A 16781-nucleotide genomic window follows, 5' to 3' on the forward strand; every position below is an offset into this window, starting at 1 on the left:
TGCGACCAGACCGCCGCCAGCCGCTCCTCCACCGGAGTCCTCGGCGCCACATACCGCTCCGCCGCGAACGCCGCCAAGTCCGGCGCCGGAAGCGCCCGAAGATCCACCTTCCCGCTGTTGCTCAACGGCACCCGGTCAATGGCCATGTACGCGGCGGGGACCATGTACTCGGGCAGGGTCGTCGTCAGGTGGGCGCGGAGTTCCGTGGCGTCCGGAGCGCTGCCGTCGACCGTGACGACGTAACCGACCAGAGCCTTCTCGCCCGAGCCAGAGCCAGAGCCTGACCGCGCCCCGGTCTCCCGCACCGCGACCACCGCGTCCCGCACCCGTCCGTGCTCCCGTAGGCAGGCCTCGATCTCGCCGAGCTCGATGCGGTAACCGCGGATCTTGACCTGGTTGTCGATGCGGCCGAGGCACTCCAGGGTGCCGTCGGGCAGGAACCGGGCCAGGTCACCGGTGGCGTACAGGCGAGATCCGGTCCCGCCGTACGGGTTCGGGAGGAACTTCTCCGCGGTCAGGTCGGGGCGGCCGAAGTAGCCGCGGGCCAGGCCGTGGCCGTCGATGTACAGCTGTCCCGCGACGCCCGGCGGGACCCGCTGGAGTTCCTCGGTGAGGACGTACACGCCGGTGTTGGCGAGGGGGCCGCCGATGGAGATGGTGCCGGGGTTCTCCGGGATCTCGGAGAAGGTGGACCAGATGGTGGTCTCGGTGGGGCCGTAGACGTTGACGAGCCGTTGGACCTTGTCCTGGAGGTCGGCCGCGAGCTGCGGGTCGACCGGCTCGCCGCCGGCCAGGGCGGTCACCGCGTAGTTGTCGAACCCGGCGGCCAGCAGCAGGCGCCAGCCGGACGGGGTGGCCTGGACGTGGGTGACACGCTGGGTGTCGATGAGCTCGACGAGGGCAGCCGCGTCCTTGGCCTGCGCTTCGGAGGCCAGGACGACCCGGCCGCCGGTGATGAGCGGCAGGTGGAGTTCGAGGCCGGAGATGTCGAACGAGATGGAGGTGGACGCCAGCCAGGTGGCGCGGCGGGCCGGCGCGATGTCGTCGCGGACCGAGGCGAGCAGGTTGGCGAGGGCGCGGTGACCGATCATCACGCCCTTTGGGCGGCCGGTGGAGCCGGAGGTGTAGAGGACGTACGCCAGTTGGTCCGGGTCGGTCAGCAGGCCCGGCGGGGTGGCGGGGCGGGCCTCCAGCGCCTCGCGGTCGGTGTCCATGAATACGCGGGTGCCGGTGAAACCGTCGACGCGGGACGTCCACGCGGATTCGGTGACCAGGATGGGCGCCTGCGCGTCGGCCAGCATGTACGTGATGCGGTCCGGCGGCAGGGCGGGGTCCAGCGGGAGGTAGGCGGCGCCCGCCTTCCATATGCCGTGCAGGACGGGGAGCAGGTCGGGGCCGCGGCCGAGGCACACGCCGACCACGGTGTCCGGGCCGGCGCCGGCGGCGATCAGGTGGTGAGCGATGCGGTTGGCCCGCTCCTCCACCTCCCGGTACGACAATTTCGTGGCGCCGCAGATCACCGCGACCGCCGACGGCGTGGCCGCGCTGCGTGCGGCGAACAGCTCGCCGGTCAGCGGACGGCCCGCACCGGTCTGCTCCTGCGCGTCGACGTTCGGCTCGGACATGCCGATCCCCCGATCATGTGAGGCTGTTGGTGTGCGAACCCGGCCGAGGTTCCGCTCAGGTGGGTCGCGGAGAGGGGTTCTCCGGGCGTGTGGTCGCGAGGCGGTCTCCCGCACGCTCGCAACTGTCAGATGTCTGGAGTCTGCGAGCGGCCGCTATAAGCGCTCTATACGGCCACGAACGCGTCGGCCCCGAAAGCCGGTTGGCTTCGGGGCCGACGTGCGGCGTGCGCCACGGGGGATGCGCACCACCTGGAAGGGGGTTCGAGGAGGGTCCGGTCCTGAAGGTTCTCGGTCCTGAAGGTTTCCGGTCCTCATGGGGGCTCGGTCAGCCCGCCTCCCCGCTGATGTCAGCGAGGATGTTCCGCCCGGCTCCGCGCCGCAGCGCCGCCAGTGCGGGTGCCACCGCCGCGACCAGGGCCGCCGCCGCGCACACCGCGACCAACTCGCCCATCGTCGACCACGGCACCACCGCCGGTGTCGGCCCCACCAGCTGACGCAGGGCCGCCCAGGACCCGGTGATGCTGATGGCCGAGCCCAGCGCGCCGAGCACGGCTCCCGCGCCCACACACATCAGCGTCTCCACCGCCACGGCCCCCAGCACCTGGCCCGTGGTGGCGCCGGCGAGCCGCAGCATGGCCAGTTCGCGCCTGCGGTCGCTGATGGTCATGACCAGCGTGTTGGCGAGGGCGATCACGGCGTACAGGATCGACAGGCCGAGGATCATGAGGATGCCGTTGTGGGAGCTCTCCTCGTTGGCGTCGGTGGCGGCCGCCGCGACCTGGTCGGCGGTGGTGACCCGAGCGCCCAGCCCGTGCACGGCGGTGCGCAGTTCCGCGACCGTCTTCGCCCGGTCGGCGCCGGGCGCGAGCCGTACGTCGATCCGGCCGGCCAGGGTCGTCGTACCGCCGTAGGAGGAGTCGACGTACGCCCGTACGTCGGTGTTCCCGGCGGCCAGTACGGCGGCGACCTCAAGGCTCTTCTGGGTGCCGTCGGCCAGCCACACCTTGATGCGCTGCCCCGTCTTCGGGGAGCCGGGCCAGATGTCGCTGACGACGATGGAGTCCGGGCCGAGGCGGCTGAGGGAGCCGGAGGACACGCGGAGGTCGGCGACGGTGGCGAGGGCGGTGGAGTCGACGGCGGCCGCGTGCCGGGCCAGAGCGGGCTTCAGGGGGCGGGACGCGAAGACCGTGGTCGGGGTGGTGACCAGCGGGGTGATGCCGGTGACGGAGCGGACGCGCTCGACGACGGTCCGGCTCAGGCCGGGGGTGCCGGCGGGCTGGATGACGTAGTCCGTATGCGACAGCTGCCGGCGTACGCCGCTGACCTGCGCGGCGTTGATGGTGCCGATGCTGCCGAGCAGACAGCCCGCCAGGCTCACGATGATCACCACGGGGGTGGTGGTGGCCGAGGTGCGGCGGAACGCGGTGAGGGCGCTCTGCCGGGCGGTCGTCCATACCGCGCCGCCCGCGTCGGCGGCGTCCCGGTCGCGGCGGGCGGCGAGGAGACCGGGCAGGGCGGTGAAGAGCCGGATCAGCGGGGCGGCCAGCACTCCGGCGAGGGTGGCGCAGGCGCCGACGATCACCAGGACGAGGGAAGCGGAGGCGGCCGCGTTGGCACCGGCCTCCGGCTGCACGGCGGCCGTACCGGTGACGGCGACGATCCCGGCGGCCAGCGCGAGACCGCCCGCCACCCAGCGGAAGATGTGCCCGCCGCGCGGCCTGCGCTCCACCGACGCCTCTTGCAGCGCCTCCCCGGGGTTGACCCGGCCGGCCCGGCGCGAGGACACCAGCACCCCGATCAGGGCGGTGACCATGCCGATCCCGGCGGCGGTGAGCAGTGCCCACCAGGTGACCGGGACCGCGAAGTCGGCGGTGATGATGTGGTGGTCGATCAGCCAGGTGCGGCACAGCGGGACTCCGGCCAGGCCCATCGCGCAGCCCGCGGCGGAGGCGAGCACGCCGACCATGACGGCCTCGAGGTAGATCAGGGTGCGCAGCTGGCGGCGGGTGGAGCCGACGAGGCGGAGCAGGGCCAGTTCGCGGCGGCGCTGGGAGATGGACAGGGCGAAGGTGCCGGAGACGACGAACACGGCGACGAATCCGGCGACGCCGGCGGCCAGCCCGAGCGGGGTGTCCACACTGTCCATCAGAGCGAGGAGTTCGGAGTGGTGCGGGTCGGCGGTCAGGCGGGCGTCGCCGGTGAGGACGAGGGCGTGGGAGGTGCCGCCGAAGCCCTCCTCGACGGCCTGCCGTACCTCGGCGGCCGAGCCGTACGCGGCGAGCGCGTCGACGGCGGGGGAGAGGCGGGCGGCCTGCGCGTCGGTGAAGAACACCGCGTCCTCGAAGGGGACCTTGGCGGTGACACCGGTGACGGTGACCGTCATGGGGCCGGTGGACGTGGTCAGCGGCAGCGTGCGGCCGATCAGGGAGCGGGCGCCGCCGCCGACGACCACCTCGCCGTCACGGGCCGGGGCGTGACCGGTTGTCAGCCGGTAGCCGCCGGCCGCCGCGATGGACCAGCCCCGGCCCACCTGGTCCTTGGGGCCGGTGGTGAGCTGGGCGTAGAAGCTGTGGTCGGCGATGACCTTGCCGGTCGCGCCGACGGCCTTGACGACGGCGGCCGGAAGACCGGGCTGCTGGGTGACCGCGGTGGACTCGACCTGCCCGGAGTCGTCGACGACGTCGATGGTGGTGTTCGGTACGACGACCACGGGTGCCTTGGCGTACCGGTGCTGGGCGGGGGTGGCGACGCCACCGGTCGCGGCGATCACCGGGATCGCGGTCGCCATGAGGCCGACACCGAACGCGAGGGCGACGAAGGTGCCGACGAAGGAGACCCAGCGCACGCGCAGGGTGGACAGGGCGACGGTCAGCATGCGACGGCCTCCAGGCTCGTCATGCGGGCGGCGACACCCTCGGCCGTCGGCCGTTCCAGCTCGCCGGCGAGGCGGCCGTCGGTGAGAAAGACGACGCGGTCCGCGCGGGCGGCGGCGACCGGGTCGTGGGTGACCATCACGACCGCGCGCCCGGCGTCGTCGGCGAGGCCGCGCAGCAGCGTCAGGACCTCGCGGCCGCTCTTGGTGTCGAGGGCGCCGGTCGGCTCGTCGGCGAGGACCACGGCCGGACGGCTGATCAGGGCGCGGGCGATGGCGACCCGCTGCTGCTGGCCGCCGGACAGCTCACCGGGGCGGTGCCCGGCCCGGTCGGCGAGGCCTACGGAGGAGAGCGCGGCCAGCACATCCGAGCGGCTCGGGCGGCGGCCGGCGAGCTTCACGGGGAGCGCCACGTTCTGCGCGGCTGTCAGGGAGGGGAGCAGGTTGAAGGACTGGAAGACGAAACCGATCTTCTCCCGCCGGAGCAGGGTCAGTTCCTTGTCCTTGAGGCCGCCGAGTTCGGTGCCGTCGACGAGAACCTGTCCGCTGTCCATGCCCTCCAGGCCGGCGGCGGACCTCAGCAGTGTGGATTTACCGGACCCGGACGGGCCCATGACGGCCGTGAAGGTGCCGAAGGGAAAACCGAGACTCACCCGGTCCAGTCCGACAACGGGTTCGGGACCGGAGCGATAGGTCTTGGATACGGAGCGGAGTTCGACGGCGAATTCTGTGACGGCCATGGCGCAAGTAGACCTTCCGGGTCAGGCGTGGGGGAATGAACTGCGCGTCAGTTCTGGGGGTGGTGCCTGCCCTACCCCCCGGGTGAGGCGGGGATCAGTCCGTGGGCCCGACCGTGCGCCCACGACGTATAGAGCACCTATAGCGGGCGTCCCGAGACTCACGGCATATCAAGGGCACGTGTGCGGGCCGCCGCCGGTCCGTGTCCGTGCGCATCTCAAGTGATCGAGAGATCGAGTGATCGGGGATCGGCATGTCCGAGCAGAACGTTGACGCGCAGGAGCAGACCTATCTCGTCGTCCTCAACGACGAGGAGCAGTACTCGATCTGGTGGGCGGACCGCGCGCTGCCCGCCGGCTGGCACCAGGAGGGCACCTCCGGCACCAAAGAGGAGTGCCTGGCCCGGATCGGCGATGTGTGGACCGACATGCGTCCCAAGAGCCTGCGCGAGCGCATGGCACAGACCGCCGCCTGAGGACGCCGCCCGACCATTCAGGAGCCGCGGCCGGAACGCGCACTCACCGCCCGTGCCGCGGCCCGATTTCCTTCGATTCCGGTTCCTTCGAATCCGGTTCCTTCGATTCCAGCCGAGCGAGGAGCTCTCGTGGCACGGCCCTTTCTGCATCACCTTTTCGCGAACTCGGCGAGCCGGGTTCCTGATTCGGTCGCCGTATTCGACGGCCACCACGAGTTCGGCTACCGCGAAATCGGCTACCGCGAAATCGACGAGAGGGCCCATCGCGTGGCCCGTCTCCTGACCGATGCGGGTGTCGGCCGGGGCACCGTCGTCGGTCTCCGCCTGCCCGCCGCGCGGGACCTGGCGGCGGCCGTCATCGGCGTGTGGCGGGCCGGGGCCGCTGTGCTGCCGCTGGACGCCGACGACCCGGCCGGGGCGGCCGACGCCGTCCTCACCGACGGGGCCTGTGACCACCCCCGGGTCCTCCGCCTCGACGACAGCGCAGTCGGCGACACCACCCCCGTCGCCCCCGTCGACGTCACCCCCGACCCGCTCGACCCCGCGTGGGCCGTCCCGACCGGAGACGGCACCGGGGCGCTGCTGCTGGACCACGCGACCCTCGCGAACCAGGTCGGCTGGCTGGTCGAGGAGCACGGCGTCGAGGAGAGCGACCGGATCCTGCACACGGGCCCGGTCCACACGTCGTACGGTCCGCTGCTGGCCGCCCTCATCAGCGGAGCTGCCGCCGGACTCGGCACGGGCGAGGACCTCCCCCGCACCCTCGCCGAGCACCGTGTCACCGTCCTCGTCGCCACGCCCGGGCAACTGGCCGCGGCGGTCGCCGCCGACGGCTGGGAGGGCGCCGTACCGCGCCTGTTCCTGTCGGCGGGTTCCGCGCTCACCCGTCAGACCGGCCGCGCGCTCGCCGAGCGCACCGGCGCCGAACCGCGCACCCTGCACGTCCTGCACGGCGGGGCGCTCACCGTCGCCTCCGCCGCCTTCGACCCGTGGCGGGAGAGCGCCGAGCCGCTGCTGGGACGGCCCGTCGACAACGTACGGCTGCTCGTCCTCGACGAGTACGGCGACCCCGTCCCGCCCGGCATCCCCGGTGAACTCCACGTCTCCGGCCAGGGCGTCGCCCTCGGCCACCGCGACGACCCGCGCGCGACCGCCGACCACTTCCGTCCCGCCCCCTTCGGTGCCCCCGGCAGCCGCATGTACAGCACCGGCACCGCCGTCCGCTGGCGCACCGACGGAACTCTGGAGCAGCTCGACCCGGCCGGGACCACCGTCGCCCCCACGCCCACCGGGATTCCCGGCCGTCCGGCGTACGTCGCCCCGGACACGCCGGCCGAGCAGGCCGTCGCCGCCGTGTGGGCGGAGCTCCTGGAGATCGCCCAGGTCGGCGCCGACGACAACTTCTTCCAGCTCGGCGGCTATTCGCTGCTGCTGACCGAACTCGCCGCCCGGCTGCACAAGGCCACCGGCTGCCAGGTCATCCTGGCCGACCTGTTCACCGCCGCCACCGTCCGCGAGCAGGCGGCCCTGCTCACCGTCGACGCCGGGCAGGACACCACGCCCGCCGTCACCGCCGTCCGCCGCGACCGGCCGCTGCCGCTCTCCTCGGGCCAGCGCCGCATCTGGCTGCTGGACACCATGGACCCCAGCCCGGAGTGGATCGCCCCGCTCTTCCTGCGCGTCCCCGCCGACCTCGAACCGGCCGCCGTACGCCGCCTGCTGGACACGCTGGCCGACCGGCACGAGGTGCTGCGCACCCGCTACGTCACCGTCGGCGGCGAGCCCGTGCAGGAGGTCGGCGCGACCCTGCCGATCGAGATGCGCAGTGTCGAGGGGACGCGCGAACAGGTCGTGGAGTACTTCCGCGAGCAGTTCGAGACGCCCTTCGACCTGGCCTCAGGGCGGCTCTGGCGGGCCACGCTGGCCCGCACCCCGGAAAGCGGCGACGAACGGCTGCTACTGGTGACGATCCACCACATCGCCTGCGACGGCTGGTCGGCGTCCGTCCTGGAGGACGAGTTCCGCCGGTTGTGCGCAGCCCACCGGGCCGGCACCGAGGCACACCTGCCCGAGGTGCCCGTCCAGTACGCCGACTACGCGGCCTGGCAGCGCGAGTGGCACTCCAAGGAGCGGCTCGACGACGAACTCGCCTACTGGCGGGACGCCTTGGACGGTCTCGTGCCGCTGGAGCTGCCCACCGACCACCCGCGCCCGGCCAAGCGCGACCCGCGCGGCGGTGTCGTCTCCTTCGCCATCCCGCCGCACCTGATGAACGCCGTCAGCGCCCTCGGCCAGAGCCGGGACGCCACCCCCTTCATGACGCTGCTCACCGCGTTCGGCACGCTCCTCGCCCGGCACAGCGGCCAGTGGGACGTCGTCGTCGGCACCCCGGTCGCCGGCCGCACCCGTCCCGAAGTCGAGCGGACCGTCGGCTTCTTCCTCAACTCGCTCGTGCTGCGCTGCCGCCTCGACGCCACCCTCTCCTTCACCGAGGCCCTGGACCGGCTGCGCACCACCTGCCAGGAGGCCTACGCCCACCAGAACCTGTCGTTCGAGCACATCGTCGACGAACTGCGCCCCGAGCGCGACCTCTCCCGAACCCCCCTCTATCAGGTCGCCTTCAACCTGCACGACGGCCACCTGATCGGCGGGATGCCCGACAAGGCCGACATCGACTACCTCCACCCGGCCCGCCAGGTCGCCAAGACCGACCTCACCCTCTACGTCCGCAGCGAGGCCGACGGCACCTGGAGCGGCGCCTTCGAATACGCGGCCGCCCTCTTCGAGCACGACACCGTCGAGCGGCTCGCCGAGCAGTTCCTGCGCCTGCTGGAGGCGTTCACCGCCGACCCGGCCCTCAGCCTCGGCCGGGCCGACCTGCTCTCCACGGCGGACCGCGAGCAGCTCACCGCCTGGGGCACCGGTGAGCGCGCCGACTGGCCCGCCGGTACGACCCTCGACCTCATCGAGGCCCAGGCCGCCGCCACCCCGGACGCCACCGCCGTCGTCCTCGGGGACCGGCGAATCACCTTCCGCGAACTCGACGAGCGCGCCAACCGCGTCGCCCACCACCTGATCGCCGCCGGCGCCGGCCCCGAGACCGTCGTCGGTCTGTGCCTGAACCGCGGCCCCGACCTCGTCCCCGCCCTCCTCGGCATCTGGAAGACCGGCGCCGCCTACCTCCCGCTCGACCCCAGCCTGCCCGCCGAACGCCTCCGGCACGTCCTCGCCGACTGTGCCTCCCCGCTGCTGGTCACCGAGACCGCCGCGCACCCGGCCACCTGCGACCACACCGGCCGCCGGATCCTGCTGGACACCGAACGGGACGCCATCGCAGCCCGCCCCGCCACCCCGCCCTCCCGCACCACCGACCCGGAGCAACTGGCGTACGTCATCTACACGTCGGGATCGACGGGCCGGCCCAAGGGCGTCATGGTCCACCACCGGGGCCTGGTCAATCACCTGCGCTGGGCCGCCCGCGACCTGGTGCCCCAACCGGCCGGTACGGACGGCGGAGCCCCGCTGTTCTCCTCCATCGCCTTCGACCTGCCCGCCACCAACCTCTACGTCCCCCTCCTCACCGGCCGCCCCGTGCACCTGCTGCCCGCCGACCTCGACCTCGGCCGGCTCGGCACCTCCCTGGCTGCCGGAGCGCCGTACAGCTTCGTCAAACTCACCCCCGGCCATCTCGAGCTGCTCACCGACCAGCTGAGCCGTGAGCAGGCCGCAGGTCTCGCCGAGCGGATCCTGGTCGCCGGTGAGGCGCTGCCCGGGCGGACCGCCGAACACTGGCTGGAGCTGCTGGGCCCTGGCCGGCTCATCAACGAGTACGGCCCGACGGAGGCGTCCATCGGCTCCACCGCCCACCCCGTGGACCGGGTGTACGACACGGTCGTACCGCTGGGCGGCCCGCTGCCGGGCACCACCACCGTCGTCCTCGACGACACCGGCCGCCCGGCCCCGGTCGGTGTCGCCGGTGAACTGCACGTCGGCGGCGCCGGACTGGCCCGCGGCTATCTGGGCCGGCCCGGCCTGACCGCCGAGAAGTTCGTCCCCGACCCCTACGGCCCGCCCGGCGCCCGCCTCTACCGCACCGGTGACCTGGCGCGGATCCTGCCCGGCGGCGCCGTCGAGTTCCTCGGCCGGATCGACACCCAGGTCAAGCTGCGCGGCTACCGCATCGAACTCGGCGAGATCGAGGCCGTACTGGCCGGCCTGCCCCCCGTCCGCGACGCGGCCGTCACCGTCCGGGAAAGCGCCACCGGCGAGAAGTCCCTCGTCGCGCACGTCGTCGCCGAGGACGGCACCCGGCTCGACCTGGACGCCGTACGCGAGGAACTCGCCGAGGTGCTGCCCGAGTACATGGTGCCCGCGGCGATCGCCGTGATCGACCGGATCCCGCTCACCGCCAACGGCAAGGTCGATCGCCGCGCCCTGCCCGACATCGCCCCGACCGGCAGCCGGCTCGACCCGCCGACCACACCCACCGAGGAGCGCATCGCCGAGATCTGGACGGAGCTGCTGGGCCTGCCCGGCGTCGGCGTCCACGACAGCTTCTTCGAACTCGGCGGCCACTCCATCCTCGCCATCCGCATGACCTCACGCCTCCAGGACGAGTTCGACGTCGACCTGTCGATCGCCACCGTCTTCGGCCAGCCCACCGTCAGCCGCCTCGCGGCCGCCGTCGAGGACCTGATCAGGGCCGAGATCGACCAGCTGTCCGACTCCGAACTCGTCGAGTTCGACCTCACCGACACCCGCACCAACCCGAGGGAGCAGTAGCAATGAGCACCGGCGACAAGCGGTCGACCGAGCAGAACGTGGCATCGCAGCGTGCGGAGTTGCTGCGGCGCCGGCTGGCCGGCAAGCGGGGGGGTCGCCGGTCCCTGATCACCACGGTTGACCGGGACCAGCAGCTGCCGCTCTCCTTCGGCCAGCAGCAGATGTGGTTCCTCAACCGGCTGGAACCCGACAGCGCCGAGTACCTGGTACCCCTGGTGCTGCGGCTCACCGGCACCCTGGACCGGGCCGCCCTGCGCGCGGCCTGGTCCGGGATCGTCGCCCGCCACGAGATCCTGCGCACCCGCTACGCCCTCGACGGCGACGCGCCCACGCAGATCGTCGAACCGGCCCGCGACCTGGCCCTCCCGGTCCTCGACCTCACCGACGTGCCGGCCGACGCCCGCCAGGCCGAGGCCCGCGCGGCCGTCGAACGGGAGATCACCGCCCCCTTCGACCTGGAACGCGACCTCTCCGCCCGGGCGAACCTCATCGCCCTGGCCGACGACGAGCACATCCTCGTCGTCACCATCCACCACATCGCCTGCGACGCCTGGTCCGTCGGCATCTTCGCCGAGGAACTCGGCGCCCTCTACACCGCGGAACTCGCCGGCGAACCCTCCCCGCTCGCGCCGCTGCCCGTCCAGTACGCCGACTACGCCGCCTGGCAGCGCCGCGAACTCAGCGGAGACGCGCTGGACAAGCAGCTCGACTACTGGCGCGGGCAGCTCGCCGGCGTCCCCGTCCTGGACCTGCCCACCGACCGGCAGCGCCCGGCCCACCGCGACCCCGACGGCGACGCCGTCACCTTCACCATCCCCGCCGAACTCGCCCGCCGCGCCCACGAGTTGGCGGCCGAGCGCGACATGACCCGGTTCGTGGTCCTGCTGACCGCCTTCCAGGCGCTGCTCGCCCGCTGGAGCGGCACCACCGACATTCCCGTCGGCGTCACCGTCTCCGGCCGCGGCCGCCCCGAGCTGCAGAAACTCATCGGCTACGGCATCAACGTGCTCGTCACCCGCCTCGCCTGGCAGGGCGACCCCCGCTTCCAGGACCTCCTCGCCACCGGCCGCCGCACCGTCCTGGAGGCCTACTCCCACCAGTCCGTGCCCTTCGGCACCCTCGTCGACGAACTCCAGCCCGAGCGCGACCTCTCCCGCACCCCGCTCTACCAGGCCGGCTTCGTCCTGCGCGAACACCAGGCCCCCGAGTTCACCCTGCCCGGCCTGACCGCCCGCGCCGAGACCGCCGACCGCATCGCCAAGGTCGATCTCACCCTCGACGTCGAGGACTCCCAGAACGGCGCTCTCAACGCCCGACTGCGCTACGCCACCGCCCTGTTCGACCGGTCCACCATCGAGCGGATGGCCGAGCAGTACGTCCGCCTCCTGGAGCAGGCCGTGGCGGCCCCCGAACTCCCGCTGTCCCAGGCCGACCTGCTGCTCCCCAGCGAACGCGCCCTGCTCACCGCCGCCAACGACACCGCGCACCCCCTGCCCGGCACCACCCTGCCCGAGCTCTTCGAAGCCCGCGCCGCCCGCACCCCCGACGCCCTCGCCCTGGCCGACCAGCACACCACGCTCACCTACGCCGAACTCAACGAGCGCGCCAACCGTATGGCCCGCGTCCTCACCGCGATCGGCGCCGGCCCGGAACGGCTCGTAGGCCTGGCGCTGCCCCGCGGCAACGACCTGATCGTGGCCCTGCTCGCCGTCCTCAAGTCCGGCGCCGCCTACCTGCCCCTCGACCTCACCCACCCGGCCGCCCGCATCGCCTACGTGCTGGACGACGCCCGCCCGGCCTTCACGATCGCCACCACCGAGACCACCGGCGCGCTTCCCGACGTACCGATCCTGCTGCTGGACACCCCCGAGACCCACGCCGCCCTGGCCGGCCAGCCCGCGACAGACCTCCGGGACACGGACCGCCGCGCGCCGCTCCTGCCCACCCACCCCGCCTACGCCATCTACACCTCCGGCTCGACCGGCACCCCCAAGGGCGTCCTCGCCACCCACGGCGCCCTCGCCAACCACGCCGCCTGGATGGCCGCCGAGATACCGCTGACCGGCCGCGACCGCGTCCTGTTCCGGGCGCCGCTCACCTTCGACGGTGCCGTGCCCGAGTTCTGGCTGCCGCTGCTCACCGGCGCGTCCGTGCACATAGCGCCCGAGCCGGTCGTCCGCGACGCCGAGCAGATCACGGCGTGGATCCGGGACCGTGACATCACCGTCGCCAAGTTCGTCCCCTCGCTGCTCGCGGTGGCCCTGCGCACGGCGCCCACCACCCTGCCGCTGACCCGCGTCCTCGTCGGCGGTGAGCCGCTCACCCCCGCCCTGGCCGCCGAGACCGTCGCCGCCTGGGGCGTCAGCCTGCACAACTGCTACGGCCCCACCGAGACCACCGTCATGGTCACCGGCCACACCTACGACCCCGCCACCGACACCGGCCGCGTCGCCGTCGGCCGCCCGGTCTGGAACACCCGCCTGCATGTCCTGGACGCCCGCCTCGCCCCCGTCCCGGTCGGCGCGGCCGGCGAACTGTACGTCTCCGGCGCCCAGTTGGCGCGCGGCTACCTCGGCCGCCCCGACGCCACCGCCGAACGCTTCCTCCCCGACCCCTGGGGCACCCCCGGCGAGCGCATGTACCGCACCGGCGACCTGGTGCGCCGCCGCGCCGACGGCCGCCTGGAGTTCCTCGGCCGCAGCGACGACCAGGTCAAGGTCCGCGGCTACCGCATCGAGCTCGGCGAGGTCGAGGCCGCCGTCGCCCAGTGCTCCGAGGTCGCCCGCACGGCGGTCGTGGTCCGCGAGGACCGGCCCGGCGAGCGCCGACTCGTCGCCTACGCCGTGCCCGGGCCCGGCGCGCACGTCGACGCCCGCCGCGTCCGCGAGCAGGTGGCCGCCCGGCTGCCCGAGTACATGGTCCCGTCCGCCGTCGTCGTCCTCGACGCGCTGCCGCTGACCGCCAACGCCAAGCTCGACCGACGTGCCCTGCCCGCCCCCGAGGCCGACGCCTACGGAGCCGTCGCCGGCGGATACGCCGCCCCGCGCACCCCGGTGGAGGAGCGGCTGGCAGAGGTCTGGGCGGAGGTCCTCGGTCTCGACCGGGTCGGCGTCGAGGACAGCTTCTTCGACCTCGGCGGCGACTCCATCCGCGCCGTACGCCTGGCCGGTGCCCTGCGCACCGCCGGGTACGAGGCGTCGATCCGCGACATCTTCGAACACCGTACGATCACCGCGCTCGGCGCGCTCGTGGCCGCCCGCGAGCCGGGGACCGTCGCCCCGGTCGCCGCGGTGGAGCCGTTCGCCCTGATCGGCGAGGAGGACCGGGCCGCCCTTCCGGCCGGCGTCGTGGACGCCTACCCGCTGTCCCAGGTCCAGACGGGCATGCTCGTCGAGATGCTCACCGGCGACGGCGGCAACGCCTACCGGAACATCACCTCCTACCGGATCCCGGACACCCTCCCCTTCTCGGAGGAGACCCTGCGCACGGCCGTGGACACCCTGGTGGCCCGCCACGACATCCTGCGCACCTCTGTCCACCTGGAGGGCTACTCCCAGCCTCTCCAGCTGGTCCGCGCGGACGGGGCCGTGCCCGTGACCGTCGACGACGTACGCGGCCTCACGGCCGGGGAGCTGCGCCGCTACGAGGCCGAGTACGCGACCGCCGAGCGCGCCGGCTGGTTCGAGCTGACCGACGCCCCGCTGCTGCGTGTCGCCGTGCACCTGGAGTCCGACGAGGCGTGGCGCGTCACGTTCAGCCACTGCCACGCGGTCACCGACGGCTGGACGGTCAACTCACTGCTGGTGGAGCTGCTGGACGTCTACCGCGCGCTGCGCGAGGGGCGTGACCTGCCCGGGTACGAGGCTCCGGCAGTGCGGTACGCCGACTTCGTGGCCGCCGAGCAGCTGTCGCTGGCGGACTCCGGGGACCAGGAGTTCTGGCAGGGCGTCGTCGGCGGGTACGCGCCGCTGACCCTGCCGGGGGCGTGGGCCTCCGACGAGAGCCCGGGCCGACCGGTGCACGTGCGGGTGCCGTTCGCGGACCTGGAGGAGGGGCTGCGACGACTTGCGGGCGAGGCGAAGACCTCGCTGAAGAGCGTGCTGCTGGCCGCCCACCTGAGGGTGCTGGGCATGCTGACGGCGGAGGACGCCTTCCACACGGGCGTGGTGTACCACGGCCGTCTGGAGGCGCCGGGCGCCGACCGCGTGCTGGGCATGCACCTCAACACCCTGCCCTTCCCGTCGGCCAAGGGCGCGGGCACGTGGCGTGAGCTGGTGCAGCAGGTCTACCGCCAGGAGACCGAGATCTGGTCCCGGCGCCGCTACCCGCTCCCCGCGATTCGGCGTGCCGCGGGTGCCGGCGGAGAGCTGCTGAGCGTCCTCTTCGACTACCAGAACTTCCACCAGCGCGACCGCGACACCGAGGCCGTCGACAACGGACTCCGTGACGGCGGCAACGAGTTCGCGCTCACCGCCATCGCCCGTGACGGCGCCTTCAACCTCAACGCGTCGAGCACCGTGCTCGGCGAGGAGAGCCTGGACCGGCTGGGCGGCATGTACCGCGCGGTGCTGGAGTCCATGGCGGCGGACGCGGACGGCGACGCCCGGGGCTCGTTCCTGTCCGGGACCGAGCGGGCGCTGCTGCTGGGTGACTGGAACGCGGCCGTCGAACTCCCGGTGGACAGCTGCGTCCACGAGATCTTCGGCGAGCAGGCCGCCCGCACACCGGACGCCGTGGCGCTGACATTCGAGGACGCCCGCCTGACCTACCGGGAGCTGGACGAGCGGGCCAACCGCATCGCCCATCACCTGATCGCGTCCGGCGCCGGCCCCGAGACGATCGTCGGCGTGAGCCTGGAGCGCGGGCTGGACGTCATCCCGGTACTGCTGGGCGTGCTGAAGTCGGGAGCGGCGTATCTGCCGCTGGACCCGGTCAACCCGGCCGAGCGGCTGGCGTACATGCTGGCCGACGCGGGCGCGTCACTGCTGGTGTCGTCGGTATCGGCACTGCCGGAGGTGGAGTTCACGGGCACGCGTGTCCTGGTGGACGCGGACGCCTCGGCGATCGCCGCGCGTCCGTCGACGGCGCCGCAGACGGCCGTACGCCCGGACAACCTGATCTACGTCATCTACACCTCCGGCTCGACCGGTCTGCCCAAGGGCGTCAGCCTCACCCACGCCAACGTGGTCCGCCTGTTCGCCTCGACCCGCGAACAGTTCCCCTGCACGGCGGACGACGTGTGGACGCTCTTCCACTCCTACGCCTTCGACTGGTCGGTGTGGGAGATGTGGGGCGCGCTGCTGCACGGTGGCCGGCTTGTCGTCGTACCCCCGCAGGTGAGCCGTTCGCCGCAGGACATGCTCGACCTGCTGGTGCGGGAACGGGTGACCGTGCTGTGCCAGACGCCGTCCGCGTTCCGCTCGCTCGCCGCCCTGGCCGGCGACGGCGACCCGCGCGTCGACGAACTCGCCCTGCGCGCCGTCATCTTCGGCGGCGAGCGCCTCGACATGTCCGAACTCCAGCCGTGGACCGACCGTGTCGGCGCATCCCGCCCCGCGCTGATCAACATGTACGGCATCACCGAGACCACGGTGCATGCCACCTACCACCGCGTCACCGACACCGACCTCACCCACCCGGCCCACAGTCCCGTCGGCTCTCCGCTGACCGACCTGACCATCCATCTGCTGGACGCCGACGGCCAGTTGGTGCCGGTCGGCGTGCCGGGCGAGATCCACGTCGGCGGTCCCGGTCTGGCCCGGGGGTACCTCGGGCGGCCCGGTCTCACGGCGGAACGGTTCGTACCGAACCCGTTCGGCCCGGCCGGCTCGCGCCTCTACCGCAGCGGTGACCTCGCACGGCGACTGCCTGACGGGACGCTCGAGTCGCTCGGGCGCATCGACAAGCAGGTCAAGGTCCGTGGCTACCGCATCGAGCTGGGGGAGATCGAGGCCCGGCTGCGGGAGCACGCGCGGGTGCGTGATGTCGTGGTGGCGGTCCGGGAACTCGGGTCCGGGGCCGGATCGGGGGAGAAGTCCCTCGTCGGGTACGTAGTCGTCACGGACGGCGGTGCCATCGACAACGCTGATCTGCGTGTCCACCTCGCCGCCGCGCTGCCCGACTACATGGTCCCGGCCGCGTTCGTGACGCTCGACGCGATTCCCCTGACCGTCAACGGGAAGGTGGATCATCGGGCGCTTCCGGCGCCGGACTTGGCGGCGTTCGCGGCGGAGCGGTATGTGGCGCCGAGGACTCCGGTGGAGGAGCGGCTGGCGGCGGTCTGGTCGCA

General features: G+C 73.0%; 6 protein-coding genes. 3 read left to right on the plus strand and 3 right to left on the minus strand.

Annotated elements, in window-relative coordinates; translation table 11 throughout:
• The 3 genes from IF54_RS0137950 to IF54_RS0137960 form a co-directional block, all read right to left on the minus strand.
• The coding region (locus IF54_RS0137950) for a non-ribosomal peptide synthetase (RefSeq protein ID WP_159002301.1) at positions 1-1625 on the minus strand (1625 nt) is incomplete at its 3' end.
• Between the two features lie 325 nt (positions 1626-1950).
• Positions 1951-4500, minus strand: coding sequence for an FtsX-like permease family protein (locus tag IF54_RS0137955; protein WP_051735698.1), 2550 nt, complete (start codon positions 4498-4500; stop codon positions 1951-1953).
• Positions 4494-5237, minus strand: a complete 744-nt coding sequence (locus tag IF54_RS0137960; protein WP_030327230.1) for an ABC transporter ATP-binding protein — start codon at positions 5235-5237, stop codon at positions 4494-4496. Before IF54_RS0137960 ends, IF54_RS0137955 begins: the two co-directional genes overlap by 7 nt.
• Before the next feature lie 251 nt (positions 5238-5488).
• On the opposite strand from IF54_RS0137960, the gene IF54_RS0137965 reads away from it, so the two are divergent.
• From IF54_RS0137965 to IF54_RS0137975, 3 genes are all read left to right on the plus strand, one after another.
• Entirely contained in the window at positions 5489-5710 is a 222-nt protein-coding gene (locus IF54_RS0137965) for an MbtH family protein (protein ID WP_030327231.1), read from the plus strand.
• 129 nt (positions 5711-5839) lie between these two features.
• Positions 5840-10492 (plus strand): non-ribosomal peptide synthetase, encoded by a 4653-nt coding sequence (locus IF54_RS0137970; RefSeq protein ID WP_051735699.1) that lies wholly within the window; start codon positions 5840-5842, stop codon positions 10490-10492.
• Positions 10493-10494: 2 nt separating this feature from the next.
• On the plus strand, positions 10495-16781 hold a 6287-nt coding region (locus IF54_RS0137975), incomplete at its 3' end, for a non-ribosomal peptide synthetase (protein WP_037821145.1).

It is taken from the genome of Streptomyces sp. NRRL B-3229 (assembly GCF_000719505.1).
GTDB classification, from domain to species: Bacteria; Actinomycetota; Actinomycetes; order Streptomycetales; family Streptomycetaceae; genus Streptomyces; species Streptomyces griseorubiginosus.

What these genes read in the sequence shown, in the direction of transcription:
- IF54_RS0137955 (WP_051735698.1), bottom strand. Translation starts at nt 4,500, where the DNA reads ATGCTGACCGTCGCCCTGTCCACCCTGCGCGTGCGCTGGGTCTCCTTC.
- IF54_RS0137965 (WP_030327231.1), top strand. Translation starts at nt 5,489, where the DNA reads ATGTCCGAGCAGAACGTTGACGCGCAGGAGCAGACCTATCTCGTCGTC.
- IF54_RS0137960 (WP_030327230.1), bottom strand. Translation starts at nt 5,237, where the DNA reads ATGGCCGTCACAGAATTCGCCGTCGAACTCCGCTCCGTATCCAAGACC.